Source organism: Nitrosomonas marina (assembly GCF_900111605.1).
Lineage (GTDB): Bacteria > Pseudomonadota > Gammaproteobacteria > Burkholderiales > Nitrosomonadaceae > Nitrosomonas > Nitrosomonas marina_A.
This window is the reverse complement of the sequence record NZ_FOIA01000039.1, coordinates 1-20,725: the sequence shown is the minus strand read 5'-3', so window position 1 is coordinate 20,725 and position 20,725 is coordinate 1. Positions and strand designations below refer to the sequence as shown.

General features: G+C 45.5%; 19 protein-coding genes. 16 read left to right on the top strand and 3 right to left on the bottom strand.

Annotated elements, in window-relative coordinates:
• The first annotated feature begins 203 nt into the window (after positions 1–203).
• The 16 genes from BMY62_RS14135 to BMY62_RS14060 all read left to right on the top strand — a co-directional run bounded on the left by BMY62_RS14135 (position 204) and on the right by BMY62_RS14060 (position 12,398).
• A complete protein-coding gene (locus tag BMY62_RS14135) occupies positions 204–593 on the top strand; it encodes a helix-turn-helix domain-containing protein (protein ID WP_090661434.1) in 390 nt (129 codons plus the stop codon).
• A gap of 129 nt (positions 594–722) precedes the next feature.
• On the top strand, positions 723–1,715 hold the full coding sequence (gene trbB / locus BMY62_RS14130; protein WP_256207639.1) for a P-type conjugative transfer ATPase TrbB: 993 nt from the start codon (positions 723–725) through the stop codon (positions 1,713–1,715).
• 21 nt (positions 1,716–1,736) lie between these two features.
• Positions 1,737–2,153: a TrbC/VirB2 family protein gene (locus BMY62_RS14125; protein WP_218142991.1), complete on the top strand. Its 417-nt coding sequence runs from the start codon at positions 1,737–1,739 to the stop codon at positions 2,151–2,153.
• A 76-nt stretch (positions 2,154–2,229) separates the two neighbouring features.
• Positions 2,230–2,541, top strand: coding sequence for a conjugal transfer protein TrbD (locus BMY62_RS14120; RefSeq protein ID WP_090661408.1), 312 nt, complete (start codon positions 2,230–2,232; stop codon positions 2,539–2,541).
• Positions 2,538–5,075, top strand: a complete 2,538-nt coding sequence (locus tag BMY62_RS14115) for a VirB4 family type IV secretion/conjugal transfer ATPase (RefSeq protein WP_090661405.1) — start codon at positions 2,538–2,540, stop codon at positions 5,073–5,075. Before BMY62_RS14120 ends, BMY62_RS14115 begins: the two co-directional genes overlap by 4 nt.
• Positions 5,072–5,869 (top strand): VirB8/TrbF family protein, encoded by a 798-nt coding sequence (locus BMY62_RS14110; RefSeq protein WP_090661401.1) that lies wholly within the window; start codon positions 5,072–5,074, stop codon positions 5,867–5,869. The genes BMY62_RS14115 and BMY62_RS14110 overlap by 4 nt, the downstream gene beginning before the upstream one ends.
• 12 nt (positions 5,870–5,881) lie before the next feature.
• On the top strand, positions 5,882–6,781 hold the full coding sequence (gene trbG / locus BMY62_RS14105; protein WP_090661398.1) for a P-type conjugative transfer protein TrbG: 900 nt from the start codon (positions 5,882–5,884) through the stop codon (positions 6,779–6,781).
• 2 nt (positions 6,782–6,783) lie between these two features.
• Positions 6,784–7,350, top strand: coding sequence for a hypothetical protein (locus BMY62_RS14100; RefSeq protein WP_090661394.1), 567 nt, complete (start codon positions 6,784–6,786; stop codon positions 7,348–7,350).
• 2 nt (positions 7,351–7,352) lie between these two features.
• Positions 7,353–8,774 carry a TrbI/VirB10 family protein gene (locus BMY62_RS14095; RefSeq protein ID WP_090661391.1) on the top strand — a complete coding sequence of 474 codons (1,422 nt, stop codon included), beginning with the start codon at positions 7,353–7,355 and terminating at the stop codon, positions 8,772–8,774.
• Positions 8,774–9,589 (top strand): P-type conjugative transfer protein TrbJ, encoded by an 816-nt coding sequence (gene trbJ / locus BMY62_RS14090; RefSeq protein ID WP_090661388.1) that lies wholly within the window; start codon positions 8,774–8,776, stop codon positions 9,587–9,589. The genes BMY62_RS14095 and trbJ overlap by 1 nt, the downstream gene beginning before the upstream one ends.
• A gap of 25 nt (positions 9,590–9,614) precedes the next feature.
• Positions 9,615–9,803 carry a hypothetical protein gene (locus BMY62_RS14085; RefSeq protein WP_090661385.1) on the top strand — a complete coding sequence of 63 codons (189 nt, stop codon included), beginning with the start codon at positions 9,615–9,617 and terminating at the stop codon, positions 9,801–9,803.
• Between the two features lie 32 nt (positions 9,804–9,835).
• Positions 9,836–10,909, top strand: coding sequence for a P-type conjugative transfer protein TrbL (trbL, locus tag BMY62_RS14080; RefSeq protein ID WP_090661382.1), 1,074 nt, complete (start codon positions 9,836–9,838; stop codon positions 10,907–10,909).
• Positions 10,910–11,206 carry a TrbM/KikA/MpfK family conjugal transfer protein gene (locus BMY62_RS14075; RefSeq protein ID WP_090661379.1) on the top strand — a complete coding sequence of 99 codons (297 nt, stop codon included), beginning with the start codon at positions 10,910–10,912 and terminating at the stop codon, positions 11,204–11,206.
• A gap of 100 nt (positions 11,207–11,306) precedes the next feature.
• Entirely contained in the window at positions 11,307–11,537 is a 231-nt protein-coding gene (locus tag BMY62_RS14070; RefSeq protein ID WP_090661376.1) for a DUF433 domain-containing protein, read from the top strand.
• Complete coding sequence (locus BMY62_RS14065; RefSeq protein ID WP_090661373.1) at positions 11,534–11,920, top strand: DUF5615 family PIN-like protein; 387 nt, start codon at positions 11,534–11,536, stop codon at positions 11,918–11,920. Before BMY62_RS14070 ends, BMY62_RS14065 begins: the two co-directional genes overlap by 4 nt.
• Before the next feature lie 40 nt (positions 11,921–11,960).
• Positions 11,961–12,398 (top strand): lysozyme family protein, encoded by a 438-nt coding sequence (locus BMY62_RS14060; protein ID WP_090661370.1) that lies wholly within the window; start codon positions 11,961–11,963, stop codon positions 12,396–12,398.
• Between the two features lie 247 nt (positions 12,399–12,645).
• Here the strand turns inward: BMY62_RS14060 and BMY62_RS14055 are convergent, their stop codons facing one another.
• The 3 genes from BMY62_RS14055 to BMY62_RS14045 form a co-directional block, all read right to left on the bottom strand.
• Entirely contained in the window at positions 12,646–16,620 is a 3,975-nt protein-coding gene (locus BMY62_RS14055; protein ID WP_090661367.1) for a hypothetical protein, read from the bottom strand.
• 465 nt (positions 16,621–17,085) lie between these two features.
• Positions 17,086–18,258, bottom strand: a complete 1,173-nt coding sequence (locus BMY62_RS14050) for a JAB domain-containing protein (RefSeq protein WP_090661364.1) — start codon at positions 18,256–18,258, stop codon at positions 17,086–17,088.
• A 20-nt stretch (positions 18,259–18,278) separates the two neighbouring features.
• Positions 18,279–20,725 (bottom strand): zincin-like metallopeptidase domain-containing protein (locus BMY62_RS14045; protein ID WP_143058828.1); only part of this gene is annotated, 2,447 nt, incomplete at its 5' end.

Sequence of the window (20,725 nt, the reverse complement as noted above, 5' to 3'; positions counted from 1 at the left end):
TCGTAAAACATTGCCATTTCCTCCCCTGATAGCATTGTTTAAAAAATTCTATATTCCTGCTTAACTTTTTTCTTTATTTTCTGGTTACTTTTTTATTGTTCTGCTTTTGGTGTTTGCTGGTTTAAAATAACAGCAATAAAGCCGTAAAACAATGATAAATGTCACTTAAGCGGCTTAAACCACAAAATAAGCACGGTTATTATATGTATAACTTTATTCTGATCACAAATATTTTGCGTATTCTCGATGAAAAAGGCATGACCAAGTCGGAACTCGCCAAGAAGGCTGGGGTGTCGATTGCTTTCTTCACTGACTTGACCAATGACAAAGCCAACCCATCACTTAGAATCATCGAGGCTATCGCCGAAGCACTGGAAACACCGCTGCCGATGCTGCTCGATAGTTCCGATATGGAACTTGCCGATCTTGAAGTGCTCGCCAAACGAAAACCCGGCAAACTACCCAAAGGCTTTGTCTGGAAAGGTGGAGTATTAAGTGAATATGAGGCGTATCAGGTTGATCAGTGGGATAAAAAGAACCGCGCGTTTCTAACCAAAGAGGCCAAAAAGGCCAAAACAAAGTCAAAGCAATAACCAGAATAGAAAAACGAAGAGCGAAACTAAAAATTAGTAAATAACAAAAAATATTAAAAAAGTATTGCGCAAAATTTAGTTTCGTTATATTGTTATATTCAATCTGTACCATTTGGTGTGAATATGACAATGCAAAACACATCAGTATCACCGTTACCCGATTCTCAAGCTGCATCTACGTCAGCGATGTCGGTCAAGGAACGCGCCAAACGCAAGCTTGAGCGCGATGCCCGCGATATTGTATCTGCCCTGCAAGACCCGGATACGGTAGAAATCATGGTCAATGCCGACGGGCGTATCTGGCAGGAGAAGCTCGGTCAAAAGATTACCTGCATCGGCAACCTTCAGGCGGCCCAAGCCGAAGCGGTCATCAAAACCGTTGCCGGATATCACGGTAAGGAAGTCACCCGATTCAACCCAATCATCGAAGGCGAATTTCCACTCGACAATTCCCGCTTTGCCGGGCAACTGCCACCGGTCGTTACTTCTCCAACCTTCGCCATCCGTAAAAAAGCGGTTGCTATTTTTACGCTTGATCAATATGTCGAAAATGGTGTGCTGTCACCTAAGCACTGCAATGTCATCAAAAAAATCGTACACGATCACCGCAATATCCTGGTGATTGGTGGTACCGGTTCAGGCAAGACAACACTAATCAACGCAATTATCTTTGAGATGGTACTCAACGATCCGGATGAACGCATTTTTATTCTCGAAGATACCGGCGAGATTCAATGCGCCGCGCAGAATTTTGTACAGTATCACACCACGCTTGATGTCGACATGACTCAGTTACTCAAAACCACCTTGCGTATGCGTCCTGATCGCATACTCGTTGGTGAAGTCAGAGGGCCGGAAGCGCTTGATTTGCTCGATGCATGGAACACTGGTCATGAAGGTGGCGCTGCCACCTTGCATGCGAATGATGCTTTGTCGGGACTAACAAGGCTCGAATCACTGATTTCAAGAAACAACCATGCACCGGTTGAAATAAAACCGCTCATCGCTGAAGCGGTGGATGTGGTAATCCATATCGCACGCACAAAGCATGGCAGGCAGGTGCACGAAATACTCGAAGTCTACGGATTCAAACGCGGCAATTACCAGACTCGGCGAATGTAATATTGTTTAAAGGAGCAAGTTATGAAACCAAATCATTTTAAACACAACATCCTTTTGTATCCCACACTATTGATGTTCATGTTTCTGGCTTTGTTCCTGTTTGCAAACAACACCCTGGCAGCGGTTGGCGCCGGTGGCGCGCTTCCGTATGAATCGTGGCTCGTGAATCTGCGCAATTCCGTGACCGGCCCGGTTGCCTTTACCTTGTCCATCGTCGGCATTGTCGTTGCCGGTGGCATTTTAATCTTTGGCGGCGAATTAAACGCGTTTTTCCGCACGCTGATTTTTATCGTGCTGGTGATGGCGTTACTGGTAGGCGCTAATAATATCATGACCAATCTGTTCCAGGGTGCAGTGATTCCGGGTTCTTCGTCCATGGATATCTCAGAAATGGGCGCTTCTCAGGAACCGGAAACAGTACAAGAAACACAGCAATAAAAACTTTGGCAGTACCCACGCTGTAATTACAGCAAATGCAGTAATCATAACTTTCTCGTTTTACAGGAGGTCTGTTATGGCGTTACGAACCATACCGATCAGACAATCGGGCAACCGCCCGAATCTCTTTATGGGCGGTGACCGGGAACTGGTGATGTTCTCGATCCTGATTGCAGCCACTTCCATTTTTGCAGCAATGGAAATCAAAACCACGCTGTTTGGCGTAGCACTTTGGATTTTCGCGTTGTTTGCGCTTCGCCTGATGGCCAAGCACGATCCGCAATTGCGTCATGTGTATCTGCGCCAGTTGCGCTACAAAAAATATTATCCGGCCAGAAGCACACCGTTTACCATCAACCCGCCGCATATGGAAAAGCAGTTCCAATGATTACCGCGATAACAATCCTCATTGCTGTTCTGGGTGCGTTACTGCTGCTCATGCTGTTCATGCGCATCCGTGAAACGGAGCAAGCATTCAAGCTCGACCGGTACCGATCCAAAGATACCGGCTTTGCCGATCTGCTGGTGTATGCCGCCGTAGTCGAAGACGGCATCATCGTTGGCAAGAACGGTGCATTGATGGCAGCTTGGCAATTCTGTGGCGCCGATACTGCGAGCAGTACGGATGTCGAGCGTGAACAGGTGTCATTACATATCAATCAGGCGTTATCACGGTTGGGTAACGGCTGGATGATCCATGTGGACGCAATACGCAAACCCGCTCAGGGTTATTCAGACAAAGGACTATCGAATTATCCCGATCCGGTAACGGCAGCCATCGATCAGGAACGACGTGAACTGTTTGAGCGTATCGGTGAGTTGTATGAAAACTGCTTTGTCGTCACGTTGACATTCCTGCCACCGATGCTCGCACAGCGCAAGTTTGTCGAACTCATGTTCGATGATGATACAGAGCATTTAAATCAGAAAGCACGCACCAATAGTCTGTTGCAGTATTTCGAGCGCGAATGCGCCAATTTTGAATCGCGGTTGTCATCCACGTTTGAATTGACGCGCTTAAAAAGCAAGATCCAAGTCAACGAAGACGGCACCACTATTAAACTTGATGATTTCCTGTCGTGGTTGCAACTGTGCATTACCGGTAACAATCAGCCGATGGTTTTGCCTTCCAATCCAATGTATCTCGACACCATTCTGGGCGGCCAGGAAATGTGGGGCGGTGTTGTGCCCAAAGTCGGACGCAATTTTATTCAGACGGTATCGATTGAAGGCTTTCCGCTGGAATCAACCCCCGGCATGCTTAATATCCTCTCTGAACTGCCCGGTGTTTACCGCTGGTCATCACGTTATATCTTCATGGATACGCATGAGGCCGTGGCGCATCTGGATCAATACCGCAAGAAATGGAAACAAAAGATACGCGGTTTCTTCGATCAGGTGTTCAACCTGCAAAGCAGCCATGTGGATGAAGATGCACTCAACATGACTGAAGACGCCCAATCCGCGATAGCGGAAACCAACAGCGGATTTGTTGCTCAAGGCTACTATACCAGCGTTGTGGTTTTGATAATGGAAGACCGTGCCGCTTTGGAAGATGCGGCACGCAAAGTGGAAAAAGCCATCAATCACTTGGGCTTTGCCGCACGGATTGAAACCATCAATACCATGGAAGCGTATTTGGGCAGTCTGCCGGGACATGGCGTTGAAAATGTACGCCGCCCATTGATCAACACCATGAATCTCGCCGACCTGTTGCCGGTCAATACCATCTGGACAGGCAAATCACAGGCGCCGTGCCCGATGTATCCACCGAATTCGCCACCACTCATGCATTGCGTCACACAGGGTGCAACGCCATTCCGATTAAACCTGCATGTACGCGATCTCGGTCACACGTTCATGTTCGGCCCGACCGGTGCAGGCAAGTCTACGCACCTGGCACTCATTGCAGCACAGCTTCGCCGCTACAAAGGCATGTCGGTTTACTGCTTTGACAAGGGACTGTCGATGTATCCGTTGACCAAAGCCGTTGGTGGGCAGCATTTTACCGTTGCTGGTGACGACGAATCACTGGCATTCTGTCCGCTGCAGTTTCTCGAATCCAAGGGAGATCGCGCCTGGGCGCTCGAATGGATTTGCACCATGGTGGAATTAAACGGTATTACCGTCTCACCGCAACAGCGTAACGAAATCAGTCTGGCAATTACCAACATGCATCAGAGCGGCTCGCACACATTGTCCGACTTTATGGTGACGATCCAGGATGAAGCCATACGCGAAGCGCTTAAGCAATACACCATTGACGGCATGATGGGTCACCTGCTCGATGCCGAGGAAGACGGGCTGCATTTATCGAGCTTCACCACCTTCGAGATCGAAGAACTCATGAATCTCGGTGAGAAGTATGCACTACCCACACTGCTGTATCTGTTTCGCCGTATTGAGCGAAGCTTGCACGGTCAGCCTGCCGCCATTCTGCTCGATGAAGCCTGGCTCATGCTGGGTCACCCGGTATTTCGTGCCAAGATTCGTGAATGGCTAAAAGTCATGCGCAAGAACAATTGTCTGGTATTGATGGCAACACAAAGTTTATCGGATGCCGCCAATAGCGGCATACTCGATGTCATTGTTGAATCGACCGCCACCAAAATCTTTTTACCCAACGTATTCGCACGCGATGAAGAAGCTGCCGCACTGTACCGGCGCATGGGACTGAACGCGCGCCAGATTGAAATCCTGGCAACCGCCGTGCCCAAACAGCATTACTACACCGTATCGGAAAACGGCAAACGATTGTATGAACTAGCCCTTGGCCCGCTGGCACTCGCATTTGTCGGTTCGACCGACAAGGAATCAATTGCCACCATCAAAAACCTGTGTGCCAAATACGGTGATGGCTGGGTGAATCAGTGGCTGGCAATGAAAGGACTCAAACTATCGGATTATGGAGTGGCTACATGAGTACCATCAGTGATTTAACTTCAAAAATCAAAAAGCGTAAATTCAGTCTTTCAGGTAAAACTGATATCCGCACCGATGATGAGATTGATTCTCAAACCTTCATTGAAGGCGGACGCCGTACCGGTGAATCCGAGAATCCGTATCTGTCCGCCCGGCGCACCTGGAACGATCATATGCGTTCTGTCCAATCCTCACGCAATATGTGGCAGATGCTGGCCATTCTGTGTTTGATGATTGCTCTGGCCGGTGTTGGCGGCATGATTTATATCGGTAGCCAATCGAAGTTTATTCCGTATGTGGTGCAGGTCAACAAGCTCGGTGAAGCAATAGCCGTATCGCGTGCCGATGTGGCAGCGGTTGCCGATCAGCGGGTGGTGCATGCTTCACTTGCATCGTTTATTAACGATGTCAGAATGGTCACGCCGGATATCGCATTACAGCGCAAAGCCATCTTCAGAGCATACGCCATGCTCAAAACCAACGACCCGGCAACCGCCAAGGCAAATGAATGGCTTAACGGCACAGATACCAGTAGTCCGTTCAAACGAGCTGAAACACAGACGGTCAGTGTTGAAATCATTTCCGTGATTCCACAGTCTCCTGAAACCTGGCAGGTTGATTGGCTGGAAAAAGTCTATGACCGGCAGGGCCATCAACTGGAAGCACCGTTTAAAATGCGGGCACTTTTAAGAGTCTATCACCGGCCACCAACACAAAGTACCACCGAAAAACAAATCCGCAACAATCCGCTGGGCATTTACATCCAGGACTTCTCCTGGTCACGGCAATCGTAATGAGGTTCTATCATGAAACGCATAATCACTTTAGCCACCATTTTTTTACTCATTACAAGTGTAGCTTCTGTTTCCGCCAGCAACCTAACTGAAGCGTATTTCAGCGGTAAGAATCCGCAACTAACCCAGCAGGAACGTGAAGCTATTGCCATTGCCAAGAAGTGGCAGGCAAACAGTGCAAGGGGCATTAAACCGGTTACCGGCTCTGACGGTTCGATCCGTTTCCTGTTCGGTGCACAACAACCGAGCATCGTCTGTGCGGTGCTGCAAGTGTGCGATATTGAATTACAACCGGGTGAACAGGTCAACTCCATCCACCTGGGTGATCAGGCACGCTGGCTCATCGAACCCGCCATTACCGGTCAAGGCGCCAACGAAGTGCAGCATCTGATCGTCAAACCTATGGATGTGGGATTGGAAACGTCACTTGTGGTGACCACCAACCGCAGAACCTACCATATACGGTTACGTTCTCACCGGCGCGAATTCATGCCGCGTGTCGGCTTTATTTATCCTGAAGATACGCTCGCCAAATGGGAGGCAATAAAAGCCAATGAGCATCGTGCAGTGAAATACAAAAAAACACGCACCATTCCTGAAACCGGTGAATATCTCGGCAATCTTGATTTCGCGTACTCGGTATCCGGCAATGCCGTCTGGAAACCGGTACGTGTGTATAACGACGGTCAGAAAACCATCATCCAGATGCCCAAAGTCATGGCGCAGACTGAAGCGCCGACGTTATTGCTGTTAAACCGTGAAGGTGGTTTGTTCAAAAAAGACGACGCGGTCATGGTCAACTACCGGCTGCAAGGGGATCGCTATATCGTCGATGCGGTATTTGACAAGGCAATTCTGGTTGCCGGTGTCGGCGGCAATCAAAACCGTATCACAATTACTCGGGGGAATTGATCATGTTGCCACGATTGCATGAAATTAAACCCAATAAATGTTTCGTCATCAAACCTGTTCTGATCTGTACAGTTTTTTTGCTATCGCTGGGTGGTTGTGCAATAACCCAACCATACGGCAGTTTTATCCAGAATCCGTCACCGGCGTTCAGTCAGTACAGTGAAGTGATGGCTGATGATGTTGCAAATCAGATAGGACTGCTTTATGCGGCTGCCAGCACACAATTCGATATACAGCATCCTGCAAGTGATCCTTTCGGTCAGGCTTTGATCGACAGTTTACGCATGCATGGATATGCCGTCCAGGAAACGATAAAACCGGACAATCCGTTATTAGCGGCTGTACGCCCTGACCAGGTTGATAAGGCGGATGTACATACACAACAAATTGTACAAACCGAAGCCAAAACCGAATCAGGTCTGGCATTGCGCTATATCATCGACCAATCCGATGACTTGTATCACGTCAGCATCCTGATCGAAGATCAGCAGCTGACACGCGCATTTGTTGCCCAGTCCGGACAGATTCAACCGGCAGGCTTGTGGGTAAGCAGACAACTGGAGGATTGAGGATGGCAACAGATAAGCTGCTATCGCCGGATACATCGCCCGACACTGTCGCCAAAGCCGTTGGTGTGCGCCGTGTTAATAATCTGCCGCTGTATATCTTTGGCGCTATCATGTTGATTTTTATGCTGCTCATGGGCATTGTGGCAATGAACCGTGCAGCAGACCGTAATAGCTTGTTCGGGCATGAACATGATCATGACGTTGATTCGAGCAGTAACTTTGCGAATCTCATTGCCAAGGATTATCTGGGTGGAATCATTGAACCCAGGATACAGCCTGAAGCACCCGAAGAACCGGATACAACTTCACTGCTTGATGGAATCATCATCGAACGGCCAGCCGATCTGGATTTGCCACCAACGCCGCCGCCACTGGATCATTCCAGTGACACACACGATGCCGAACTCGAGCATATCCGCCTGCTCAAGCGTCAGCAGCTCGAAGAAGCAATCAAAGCCAAAACCAGCGTTAATGTGATTGCGCCTAGAAGTGCGGCTTCCGCACCACAGTATACAAATACAGGCGGCACACCGTCACGTGAAGAAGCACTTCTTGAAATGGCCAGAGTACGTCAGCAGATTGATGCAAATCTGAGTGAAGACCCGACTGCAGCCTATCATGCACGCCTTGCGCATTTGCGGCAAGGGCAAGGTGGCTTGGGTACTGGCGCTGGTGCCGGTATCAGTGAGGATTATGACGATACAGCGCCGATGCTGTTGAATGATCCGGTAACTGGCAATGCAAATGACTACACACGTTTTGATTCAGCCGATGGTGATGAACGCTGGAAGCTTGATAGTGACGTTAAAAAACCGCAATCGCCTTATATCCTGCAAACCGGTTTTGTGATACCGGCAACGCTGATATCAGGAATCAATTCCGAATTGCCTGGACAAATCATGGCGCAGGTGAGTCAGAACATTTTTGATTCACCCGTTGGCAAACACCGTTTAATTCCGCAAGGCTCACGTTTGGTGGGTACATATTCGAGTGAAGTCGAATACGGTCAAGCCAGAGTACTCGTTGCCTGGCAGCGTATTATCTTTCCGGATGGCAAGACGATGGATATCGGCGCCATGCCGGGCGCTGACGGTGTCGGTTATGCCGGATTCAAGGATCAGGTGAACAATCATTATCTGCGCATCTTCGGCTCAGCCTTGATCATGTCGGCTATTGTGGCAGGCACCGCTTACAGTCAACGCGATGCAGGCGGTGCATTCGGGCGGCAAAATGCGGGCAGTATCATGAGTCAGTCGCTCGGCCAACAATTGGGATTGGTTACTGCTAATCTGATCCGCAAAAACATGAATATCTCACCGACGCTAGAAATCAGGCCGGGATACCGGTTCAACATCATCGTAACCAAGGACATGGTGTTCAACAAGCCTTACCAATCATTTGACTATGCAAGGAGTAACCACTAATGAAAAACAGTAGAAGCCAATCCAACCATTTCACTCGTTGTAAAAAATTTGCAGGAATCATTGTAACTCTCTTTGCTATGTTTAACACAAACGCCAATGCTGGCGGCATTCCCGTTATCGATGCGGCCAATATCCAGCAAACTACGGTTGCCGCGATAGAAAATGTGTCGCAAACCTTAAAGCAAATACAACAGTATCAGACACAACTGCAGCAATACGAAAACATGATTCGCAATACCCTGGCGCCACCGGCGTATATCTGGGCGCAGGCGCAATATACGATGAACAAGCTCATGCACATGACCGATACCATCCGCTATTTCGGTCAGCGCTATGGTGGATTGGATGGTTACCTGCAACGATTTCGTAATGTAAATTACTACCGCAGTTCACCCTGTTTCAATCTCGACGGCAATTGCACCGAATCGGCGTGGAGCATTTTAAAGCAGGGACAGGATGCCAGTACCGATGCGCAAAAGAATGCCAATGATGCTGTACTGCGCGGTCTCGATCATCACTCGCAACAGATTCCGCTCGATGCCGCGCAATTGCAAATCCTGCAACAGCGCACCCAAACGGCACAAGGACAAATGGAGGCATTGCAATATGCCAACCAGCTGGCCGCGCACCAGGCAAACCAGCTATTGCAAGTCCGTCATCTGCTTATCGCACAACACAATGCCATCAATGCCCAAAATCAGGCCAAAGCCGATCAGGAGGCCATGTGGCAGGCTGCACGTGAGGCAGCCACAAAACGATTGAGCCCGCAAACCTTACCGACCGGGAGAAACTGGTCGGTCAGAGATGCTTTTTGAATAATTAATGAAAGGATAAATAACGATGAAACCATTCAGCATATTTCCAATAACCATAGTCACGATTTTATTTCTGCTTCTAACAGGCTGCGAACCTACTGACGGCAAGCTTGAATTGAAAGAACCAAAAAAAGAATTGAGTGAAATGCCGGAGAGAAAGGGTTGGTTTGATACGCCCATATCTCAACAACCAGCGGATGAGTCAACTGAATAACATCGTGTCATGAGACCCATGGGGGTAATGCTATGCAGAAAATACATTCAGCCCTTTTAGTTCTAGTCCTTCTTGGATTGTTAACTACTAATGCTTATGCAGAATTATCCTATGTTGATCCCGGAACAAATCAAAGCGTTCTTGATCAAGTTGTCTCCAAATTCCAGGGAAAAGTTAAATCCTGGCAAAGTGTTATTCAAACTGCTGCCGAACGTTTGTTCTGGACGCTGGTATTGATTTCCATGGTGTGGACATTCGGCATGATGTTGTTGCGCAGGGCCGATATTGGTGAGTTTTTTGCTGAATTTACACGTTTCATCATTTTTACAGGATTTTTCTTCTGGCTGCTCACAAATGCTGTTTCCGGACAAAATATCGCCGGAACAATTATTGACTCTATGCAGCAATTGGGAGGAACCGCAGCTGGACTCCCAAGCGGCGCCAGTCATGCCAGCATTGTAGATACCGGCGTTTTGATCTGGCATCAGGCTACAAACAATATGAGTATTCTTGATCCGATAGATAGCCTCATCGGTCTGATTCTGTCATTGGCCATTCTCGTTATTTTGGCTGTAATTGCGGTAAACATGTTGCTCCTTTTAATCGCATCCTGGGTGTTGCTATACGCTGGAATCTTTCTATTGGGTTTTGGCGGCGCTAGATGGACAACGGATATTGCCATTAACTACTTTAAAACAGTTCTCGGCGTTGGTCTGCAACTGTTTGTAATGCTGCTTATTGTAGGCATTGGCAGTGATCTGTTATCCAGTTTTTATACCAAAATGGGCAAGAACATTCTGAATTATGAAGAGTTGGCAGTGATGCTGATCTTTACCATAGCTTTGTGGGTGCTGATTTCCAGGTTGCCACCATTGATTTCTGGAATTGTTATCGGCAGCAGTATCGGTTCAACTGCCGGAATCGGCAGTTACAGCGCCGGTGGTTTGGTTGCGGCAGCAGGAACGACTGCAGCGATAACTGCTTATGGCTTATCCGCATTACGCAAAAACAGTCCAGTCAAAGGCATAGAACCGTTGATGAATGCGGTTAAGGCAGGACAAAATGCCGAGAATAGCGGCAATTACATTTCCAAAGGAGGCAAATAAATGAAAAAGTATTTCATAAGCTTTATAGTAATGCTGTTTTTAAGCGCGCCGGCTCAGGCAAAAGACTCCTGCAGTACTGTGCTCTGCATGGTAGGAATGCTGCAAGGTGTGGGGGTTGTTTCCGAATGCAAGGGATTTGTTCAGGATTACTTTGATATCATTCTGTTTAACAGTCATGGCGGCATCAGTCTGAACAAGACTTTCAAGGCACGCGGCAAGTTTCTGGGTAAATGCACATCGGCAGGCGGCTGGCCGGATATTATTAACAGCAAATACGGCAGACAATTGGGGTTTTAACAGTTGCTTGAAAAAAAACTATTTAATTGATTTAATGGGCATACGTGAAATTGTTGTATACAAACAGTAATTAATAGTCTGCCATTGAAAGGATAAGCATATGGAACAACTTGATCGCATCACCCAGCAACCCGGCACCATGGGTGGTAAGGCATGTATCCGGGGAATGCGTGTTACAGTCGGTATGATCGTGGGACAAATTGGCGCGGGCCGCAGTGTCGATGAAATACTAACCGACTATCCCTATATTGAACGTGAAGACATTATGCAGGCACTGCGGTATGCGGCATGGCGTTCGGAGGAACGTGAAGTCATACTGGCTTCCCAATGAAACTGCTCATCGACATGAATTTGTCGCCACGCTGGGTTGAGGTGCTGGTTAACGCTGGCATTGAAGCAGCGCACTGGGCTTCAATTGGCGCATACAATGCGCCGGACAGTGAAATCATGGCTTACGCCAAAACGAATGACTATATTGTTCTGACACACGATCTCGATTTCAGCGCCATCCTGGCTGCCACGCATGGTGATAAACCCAGTGTAGTGCAAATCCGCGCAGATGATGTCAGCCCTGACGTTATAGGCAAACAAGTAATCGGTGCGTTACAGCAAATGTCTACGGATTTGGCAGATGGTGCCTTACTAACCATTGACACAAACCGTACCCGAGTACGGCTGCTTCCACTTCGGCCCAAGCCGTTGGAAGATAAATGACTCCACCAATGATCATTGCCAGAAACATACATATCCGCTTATGATGGATTTACCGCCAGACATGCAGGAACGAATCGTATGTTCCATTATCGCTGCGGTGAAATATGAAATTCCGGCCAACATTTTGTTGGCCATCGCAGAAAAGGAAGGCGGCAAGCCCGGTCAATGGGTAGAAAACAGTAACGGCACGCATGATATTGGCGCGATGCAATTTAATACGACGTACCTTCTAGATTTATCCAAATACGGCATTACCGCTGACCTTGTTGCGCAGGCCGGATGTTATGTCTATGACTTGGCTGCTTGGCGCATTCGCCAGCATATCAAAAATGATCAAGGTGATATCTGGACAAAGGTGGCGAATTACCATTCAAGAACGCCAGAATATAATGCACGGTATCGCGCTGATTTGATCGTTAAAGCAGTTAAATGGGCGGATTGGCTGGAAAACACTATAAGTTTCTCCAAAACTCAGTGATCAGTAATATTATCCACATTTACTGTAGAATGTGTCACCGTGATGTCTACAAAAACCTCGACATTCTTGAATTCGAAGACTTTGCCATGTTTACAGTAGGCTTCATCGCGGCATTATTCACTTTATCAGCAAAACTATAGTGTTAACTCCACATAGTTGTGCGTCAATACATTAAAAAATGACAGGTACATTTTATAAAATAGTTCAGTTCCTTGAAATTAGATTGTTGCTTTGTAATTGCAAGTCATTAGACCTGATTGGATAATAAATTTGTAACTTTCTGGTTCGCCACTCCATACCAATACTCAATTTCTTGAGAATTTGGAAAATTATTAGATAGATTGCCTATACATTCAATATATTTTAATGCTTTAGAATGTTCTGCCTTATGCAAAAACGACACGCAAACATAGCAACATGCTTTTGCTCCTTGTACTGCAATATCTTCAGTTGGCTGCTCATTCAATAAATTCAAAATTTTTAAAGCTGCAGCTTCAGCGTGAATAGCGCCTGATCCTGATGGAAGTAAACCATTAGCAGTTGCCGCATAAGCCCATCCTGTTGCTTTTGAAATATTTGACAAAACATTAACATCATCTGCTTTATCAGCAATCTGGCTTGCCATATCAGCACATAGAGCAGCCTGATCCAAGCCACCTCCATCTTTAACAAAAATGTATGAATAGACAGCTCTTTCCCATGCATTAACACAGCTAACATGATGAAAATCTATGTTTAAAGGATGTATATTAAGTGAAATTAAGTGCTTAGCTGCCATCTGCACTATATCAGCTCCTTCACCCATAGGACAATTAGAATGGGATATAGCTACATTTCTCCAAGCATTAATGCAACTTATCTGTAGTTCTATGTCATTTTTTTGTAAAACCAGGAGTTCATCAATGCGCTTAGCAGATTCTAGAACGCGTGGTGCACCGACGCAGTTAGGCGCATCGCCATGTACTTTTGATATATGTGACCAGCAAGCTCCCAGCGCACAAATAATATTGATGTTAGTGCTATGTAAATTAGCAAGTTCTTCAGCTTTCGTTACAAGTTCGTCAGTGTACTTCCGGGTTTGTTCATCATGCATTTGACTATACGAACTGATTACATTGCTCAATGTTCCGATGTGAAGTATTTGCATGCCTACATCTACCCCCCAACGTCGTGTAATACCAGATATTTTTTTTAATGCATTTTCAGCAATATCAATTTTATTTATATTACCCGCAATTGCTGCGAGATTAGTCCAACCAAGTCCACGCACATACTGAATTGCCCAGCTATCGGCGTGAGGTGCAGATAGGGATTCTATAGTTTTGATAAGTTTTAAAATATCTTCTGGTAAATCATCTATCGCACTTTCATCATAGTTGTGTATATTCAAAATATTTGAGTATAGGGTCAGCTGGTGAAGCAAAATCTTTAGTTCATTATCAGCCGATACACGACAAAAGTTTTTTATTTCTTCTGTCACAAATTGCAGGACAGCTTTTCTTCTTCTTGAGGGAATATACCTACTCCCTATTTCCTTCGTATAATTTATAAAAGCTCTTAATTTACTTCCTACAATTATGTTGTTGTTCGGAAATAACTCTAAAAGATAGTCAAAATCTCTAGTGAAATGAGTTTGGAAAGTTTCTGGCTCTAAATCACCTAAAAATCCTATGAGACTGGAAACCCGAGCTTCGATTACATAGGTTACATTTTCTATTAAGTATTGATTTGAAGGATATTCCTCAACTAGCCGTTGTAGTTTCTCAATTATTGAGACTGATTGATTCACATCAGTATAAACTACTGGGATCCATGCTCGGGCAATTTCTGCAACAAGATTCGGTGGTGCATTAGGATTAAGGAATTTATTTTCAATAACTTTTGCCCTATCTAACGTCCAAACTTTAAAAGATGGATCTGTCTTCTTTTTTAAGATTTTGCTTATTGCAAACGAATTGTGAATGCTCAATAGAACATGAGAGTTTTCTATTGAAATATCATTAAACTCTACTGGCACATCGGATTCAAAATGAGCAAAGAAAACGGGGGAGCTTAAACTCAGTTGGTTAATTATCAATGACCCCAGTTTTGAAAATGAAGTAAGGAAATCAATGTCGTTCCAGTTAGTCTCAATTGCATCAAAATATGCTTTTAGTGCAGCACCAAAATTATTTGCTGGTAAATCAAGATCAAAATTATACACATCGTATGTTGGTATCTGTTCAGAGAATTTGTATAGCATCTCAAAGATACGATTTGCGTCAATGTTATTTGATTTATCGAATTTTGAAAGCTTCCATAAAATAGTTGTTATAACTTCAAGCGCGGGTATAGGCCTTGTATCAGGTGCGCATAGGGCAAAGGTAATACTTTCAAGTGTGCGATCCAGTTGATTGGGATTCATTTGGTCGAACAATTTTGTTAACAGCTGACAAGAAGCGTTGTAGCGCAAGGAATAACTTAATCCATATGTAATCATCTCCTCAATTTGGGTAAAAGAATCAAGATCAAGGTCTTCTACCAAGGCAAGGCCAATTATGCTTGGTTCACCTCTAGCGCGGCGAAATGCATTTTTTATTACACCTCTGGGATTAATTTTTTTTGCTATGTGAATAAACTCATGTGCGGTCTTCTTTTCTACAAAATTTCCCGATCCCTTTATACATAGATCAAGAAACCTGTCGCCAATTATTTTTGGTTCGATAATAGGCACCAATGGTGAGTGATCATAATTCTTTTCTATATTTACTTCGAAGCTGTTTTTATTGTTTATACCATCACTGTAGGATCGTAGTTTTTCAGAACGCTCACTGTATGGGAAGGCATCTACTACTTTTTTTATTTTTGGTACTTTAAATCCATTTAAGTTTGAAAGATTCTGCGTCCAGGTTTCCCATGGGGCCATTTCTGCGATATTTGCTATTGCTAGTGCATTAATTTCTTCAGTGGAAAAGTGTTGTTCTAATTCTTTTAAAAGTTTTTCCGCATTTTTATTAATAATTTTATCAAACGTTAATGCTTTAGCTGGTGTTCCATTTTTTACTTCTTCTACAGCTAGTTCCACAAGTAAGGGATTTCCTTCAGTAGCTCTGGCTAAATGTCGAAGGCCTGCTTCAGAATTAAGGTCTTTTTCTGTAACTCCAACTTCCATTAAACCTTTCATATATAACCGTAGCTCAGATTCCTCTGCCATATCAAGATTTGCAGGCAAGTTTAAATTGAGTATTTGACCCCAAAATGCTTTTGAAACATCATCTGAAGTAATATTATTCTCAAGTCGAGTTGTTAATTCTGCAGGAACTACTTGACTAAGTATTAAAACTCGTATAGGCGCCGCAAAGATTCTTTTCCGTGCAGCAATTGTTTTTAAAGCTTCAATAGCCTGACCTGGCGAGGGATCATCAATGATAATAAAAATGGGTTTTCTTGGATACCAACTGGCGAGGATATTAATCTTTTCTTCCGTTGGGGTAAATTTTACAGCGTCCCAAGGATCGTCATCTAATTTTCTTGTGTTAAAGGGGGATTCTTCTCGCCACCAAGTTTTTATCTGACTCCAAGTGCCTTTTTTGGGTTTGCTTCCACCAAACAAATCTCGTTGCGCAAGATCGCGGGCAGCTTCGTTTGCAACCCGGCTTTTTCCAACACCAGGCTGTCCAGTAAGAAGTGTCCAAGTAAATGAAATTTCGGCAGATTTTCTCCTAAAAAGACCTCTCTGCTTTATGGGATCATTTGCTCCTTCAAAAGCAAACTTTAAAATCGAGTCATATATTTGTGCTGTATTTGAGCCTTGAGGCGCATGAAACGGCATTGCTTTTTTGTTTGGAAATACAGTGCTCATCGGGATACCAATACGTTCAAACAAGTCATCACGAAATGCAGCTAGAAAATTATTAGAGATTGAGCGAGAGATTCTTCCACTAATGACATAAAACAATACAAATACCATAGCCCAAACAATAAATTCCTGAGCCCACATAGGAAAGTTTCCTAAACCAACATCACCTAGGAAATCAACGACTCCTGCTTCGAATCTTTGGCCTCGATCAAATGAAAGAAAGAATACTCCTAAGATATTTAAAATTTTCGAGCCAACTGGTGTTTTAGAAAGAATCCATGCTATCGTCAACAAAAGCGTTGCTGTAGATATGCGCACTATATTTATACGTCGACTCATAATTTTTTCAAAAGTGCTTTCTTCGAAAGGTTTCCTGTTTTCCATAAAAATCGAATCTCTTTTTCTGCAATTATTTAAGATGTTTTTAAGAACTTTCTTGTTCGCTTAGAGTATTGCAAGTTTTTGCCGTTTGGTATAGTAGGATTCCGAACAATTCACAGAGTTGAAAGAAAAAAATGTAATGAAAAAATCAGAAAAAGGATATGGCAATCTCACACTTGAAAAATTTAAGCAGCTTATCGGCGAATTGCCTGATATCCGCAACCAAATGAAATAGTTGCCTGGTTTTTTAAATTCTTCGCCTAAAGATAAAATTAAAGAAGGAACAAAAAGTACCTGTCAATGCATAGGGCATTGACACACAACTTGTGGAGTTGACGCTACAGTTTTACGATAACTCAGACCATCCCACAAAACCATGACACCTGTATAAAAACGGTGACATTACATTTTGTATGCAATCAGAGAAATTCGTTGCTATTATGCACCATGCCAATAACCGATACTTTTTTACCGGCCACATCCCCGGCGACTTCTTTGTATAGTCATGTTTGTTTTAGTTGTTTTGGTTTTGAGGTCATTCAGACTGTTATCTTCTGTAATCAACGCCCTGGATTTTCTGTACATTGCACTGATTTCACGACTCGAATCGGTTGCAATGACACTTTCTGTTCTGAGAGAACGGTAATCGTTGTTATTATTGGTGTCGACACCAATAACATCGCGTAAAATTCCTGTTTCACAAGCTTTCAATAATACCGGGTGATTTAAGTGTTTGTCAGGCGTGATGGCGAACATCGAACTCACGCCAGCATTGCGTGTAAATTTTTGCAGCCTTGCCAATAATATCTTTGATGATCGTTTCAAAACTGATACCGGCAATTCGCTGATCGACTGTACTGCGCCGGTGGCATTGGTGCCAATCAGGTTGAAGTATCGGTCTTTGTGTTTCAACGCCATACCGATTCTTGCCAGATCATCCGGCATGGCAATGTTTTCCAGCAGATAATCATGTTGCTTGTAAGCATCGTTTTGATAACCACCGGCCTGACCGCCCATCCAGTCGACGAAACTGACTTCAAGTTTCCGGTTGATAACGCTGTACTGGCTGGTGTTGATAATGACATGGCCTTTAAATCCCGGTACGAGAGATGCCAGTTGTGCAGTAAATCGTTCATCCAGCCGGGACGCGGCGGCCCTGCCGGACGGGTGATTATGCAGTAACCAGTAACCATCGGCCTGCACTTTAAATCGGGTATTGATCACCCAGTCACCCAGATGATTGTCGGTGCCGTTGATCTTTTCCAGATACACCGATCCCGGTAATCGGGAACTGATGGCCGTGTGGTGAATAATGCGGTTTTTGCGCGTATAAAATATGCGCAGTGTTTCAAAGCGCGGATCACGTAGAATCTGTGCCATTACGGCAAGTTCATGGGCGGATTTGATTTGCCGGTTTAAGAGCGTGGTTCCGCCCTGTTCTTTAAAGTCTTTCGGGAAATTACAACCCAGTATGGCGCCACCTGCCCATCGAGCTTGAGATTCGAGCAGTTCGATGTAAGCGTTTCTACCGATTTCTTTTTGTGCTTCGCTGGTATCGGGACGAGTTTCAATATTGTCATAGAGATCACCTGTATTGGGCCTGGATGGATTTAAAGGAATAGCTTGTTGATTGGCACGCATGATTAATCCTCCTGTCAGTGTTAAACCAAAGCCCGTTTTTGTGATTTTGCTTTTGTTTCGGGTTGTGGCTGGTTTTGGGTTTTGACGTGTTTAAGTTGGGATTGGTGCTTTTGAATCGTATGTTTCTGAATCGTCTTTAGCTGAATTGTTTTTTCAATTCCAGCACCTACCTGCCGCTTGATGGCTTGCATGCCCAATGCGCTTTTATTGGCCAGATCGTTAAAATCGCTGAGTTTCTGTGATGCCTGCTCATTAAGTGCGAATACCGGAAACACGGCAATACCGTTGACCGATTGCGCTGCTTCCAGTGCTTTTTCCCTGCCGGTGTTTTTGCCGTTGAGTGCAACCAGATGTTGATCGTCATCACCGGCGATAATAATCGGTTTGTTTGGATACTTCTCATGTAAGATTTTTGCAACCGGTATGAGATTGCCCGAATCGAATGCCGCCACAACCGGACAATTCATGGCCTGCGATACGGTATCGGCGGTGGAATAACCTTCTGCGACGATGATGGTTTTAGCTTTGTTGAGTAGCGTTAATCCTGCCAGTTCCTTGCTGTTACCACCCACCACATGGAAGTGGCCTTCCTTCTGGCTACCTGCAACAAACAACTTGGTGCCGTTCGGCTGTATCGTCTGCGCACTCCAGATGTTTCCATTCACATCATAAATCGGCAGCAGCAGATCACCGGCAACAAATACAAGGCTTTCGGGATGCTGCTCACGCACCGTTTTGACTTCCTGCCACTCCTGGCAGATTCTGATCATGGAATCCTGTGGTAAACCATCCGGTGATTGTGGCACGACTTTTAATCCGTTTGGCCTCGTGTTTTTATCTTGCAGGTAAGGATGATCGGCATTGGCAGGCAGTACAATGGCCAATAGCTCTTTGACGGCTTGCGCCACTTTGACATACTGTGCCTGTTGTTCAGTTTTGCGTTCCTGCTGCTTGCTCGCAACCTGTGCGGCAAAGGCCGCCTTCTGCGCTTCGGTTAACGAATAACCTTTTGCTTTCCAGCGTATCTCGGCTTTCGTGCGGTGATTGTTAAAATATCCAGCAGGATGACCATCCATATGCACCACATAAAAACCGGATTTCTCACCAGGTCGATCTCCTTCAACCTTGATACGGTGTGACTGTCCATCCATGACCGGATGATTGCCATCCACAAAGCAACCGTTATCACAAAGAAGATTGGCGAACTCGGTTTGCGCATCGATGGCGGGACTCTGTTGTACGGTAACATTTTCCGGCAGCCAGCGCTGCAATGCGCGGATATCTGCGTTCTCGCCGACATACCATGCTTTGGCTGCCTTGTCCCAGCGTGCACCGGCGGCTTTGGCCTGATCTTTCTCGCTATACGGTACGGCCAGATATTGGCGAGATGTATGTGATGTATGTGATGTATGATCACTTTCTTGACCAGTTTTCTTACGTTGGTTTTGGTGAGTATCGATTGTTTGATCGGCTTCCATATCTTGCCTCCTTTTGTTAAAGTCCGCATCGTTTTGCATGGCCAGCATTTCAGCCTGTTTGCGCTGTTCTTTTGCCTCTGTAATGTCATCTTCAGTGCTGTGCGGATTGTTACAAATCCGCAATTCATCAATGCGTGCAAGTTTCACGCCCTTTTCATATTCGTTACGCTCGGACATGGCATCAATCAGTGCAAGTTTTTCCGCTGTATCGATGGCTAGTTGTTCCACATCGAAATCCGCTATCCAGGCCCAGGTTTGATCATTGCGCTGTGCATAGGCACCCCAGAACTCAGGAGCGACACCCATCTCTTTTGCAGGTATCACATGACTGCTGCCCGTACCGTTATCATCCTCATTCGCTTCCAAAACGTTGCCTTGAATCTGCACACGCCCGTTCCAGTCGGCTGGAATGGACAATCCCAGCTTGTCCTGTGACGTTTCTTCAAACTCGAGATTGTCGATACTTAAGTTTCTGCAGAATTTGAGTGCATCGGCCACCAGATGCAGGGCATTTTGTTGTTGCGTTGGCAAATGCTCGATGAGTTTTTGCAGTTGCCGATTGTTTTGCTGCGCCACCGTGGCAAGATCGGGTGCAAGATTGGCGGTATATGTTGCGATGTTTTGTCTGATCTCATCCATTTTGATAGCCTCCTGTTCAACCAATTCCTGTTGCCTGGCAAATGCCAGTACATAGTCCTGTATTTTTTCTGCATCGGCTGCAGCACGGAATATTTCCGTGGGATCTTCTTCGAGTGTCTTGATCCATGATGCGACATACGCCGCATGCTGGCCGGGATCGTGACCGATACCCAATTCATGGCCGAACAGCATACTCGCAATCTCGGCACGCAGTTCTTCGCGCGCATAGCCTTCACTGCCGAAGGGATGCGCCAGATCGCGGTTCAGGCGTGTTTCATGTCCCGTCCAGTGACCGAGTTCATGCAAGGCTGTAGCGTAGTAGCGATCCGGTGTTTCAAACTGGTGTTTGT

What these genes read in the sequence shown, in the direction of transcription:
- BMY62_RS14070 (WP_090661376.1), top strand. Translation starts at nt 11,307, where the DNA reads ATGGAACAACTTGATCGCATCACCCAGCAACCCGGCACCATGGGTGGT.
- BMY62_RS14055 (WP_090661367.1), bottom strand. Translation starts at nt 16,620, where the DNA reads ATGGAAAACAGGAAACCTTTCGAAGAAAGCACTTTTGAAAAAATTATG.
- BMY62_RS14050 (WP_090661364.1), bottom strand. Translation starts at nt 18,258, where the DNA reads ATGCGTGCCAATCAACAAGCTATTCCTTTAAATCCATCCAGGCCCAAT.
- BMY62_RS14095 (WP_090661391.1), top strand. Translation starts at nt 7,353, where the DNA reads ATGGCAACAGATAAGCTGCTATCGCCGGATACATCGCCCGACACTGTC.
- trbB (WP_256207639.1), top strand. Translation starts at nt 723, where the DNA reads ATGCAAAACACATCAGTATCACCGTTACCCGATTCTCAAGCTGCATCT.
- BMY62_RS14110 (WP_090661401.1), top strand. Translation starts at nt 5,072, where the DNA reads ATGAGTACCATCAGTGATTTAACTTCAAAAATCAAAAAGCGTAAATTC.
- BMY62_RS14125 (WP_218142991.1), top strand. Translation starts at nt 1,737, where the DNA reads ATGAAACCAAATCATTTTAAACACAACATCCTTTTGTATCCCACACTA.
- trbG (WP_090661398.1), top strand. Translation starts at nt 5,882, where the DNA reads ATGAAACGCATAATCACTTTAGCCACCATTTTTTTACTCATTACAAGT.
- BMY62_RS14120 (WP_090661408.1), top strand. Translation starts at nt 2,230, where the DNA reads ATGGCGTTACGAACCATACCGATCAGACAATCGGGCAACCGCCCGAAT.
- BMY62_RS14100 (WP_090661394.1), top strand. Translation starts at nt 6,784, where the DNA reads ATGTTGCCACGATTGCATGAAATTAAACCCAATAAATGTTTCGTCATC.
- trbL (WP_090661382.1), top strand. Translation starts at nt 9,836, where the DNA reads ATGCAGAAAATACATTCAGCCCTTTTAGTTCTAGTCCTTCTTGGATTG.
- BMY62_RS14115 (WP_090661405.1), top strand. Translation starts at nt 2,538, where the DNA reads ATGATTACCGCGATAACAATCCTCATTGCTGTTCTGGGTGCGTTACTG.
- BMY62_RS14085 (WP_090661385.1), top strand. Translation starts at nt 9,615, where the DNA reads ATGAAACCATTCAGCATATTTCCAATAACCATAGTCACGATTTTATTT.
- trbJ (WP_090661388.1), top strand. Translation starts at nt 8,774, where the DNA reads ATGAAAAACAGTAGAAGCCAATCCAACCATTTCACTCGTTGTAAAAAA.
- BMY62_RS14075 (WP_090661379.1), top strand. Translation starts at nt 10,910, where the DNA reads ATGAAAAAGTATTTCATAAGCTTTATAGTAATGCTGTTTTTAAGCGCG.
- BMY62_RS14135 (WP_090661434.1), top strand. Translation starts at nt 204, where the DNA reads ATGTATAACTTTATTCTGATCACAAATATTTTGCGTATTCTCGATGAA.
- BMY62_RS14060 (WP_090661370.1), top strand. Translation starts at nt 11,961, where the DNA reads ATGATGGATTTACCGCCAGACATGCAGGAACGAATCGTATGTTCCATT.
- BMY62_RS14065 (WP_090661373.1), top strand. Translation starts at nt 11,534, where the DNA reads ATGAAACTGCTCATCGACATGAATTTGTCGCCACGCTGGGTTGAGGTG.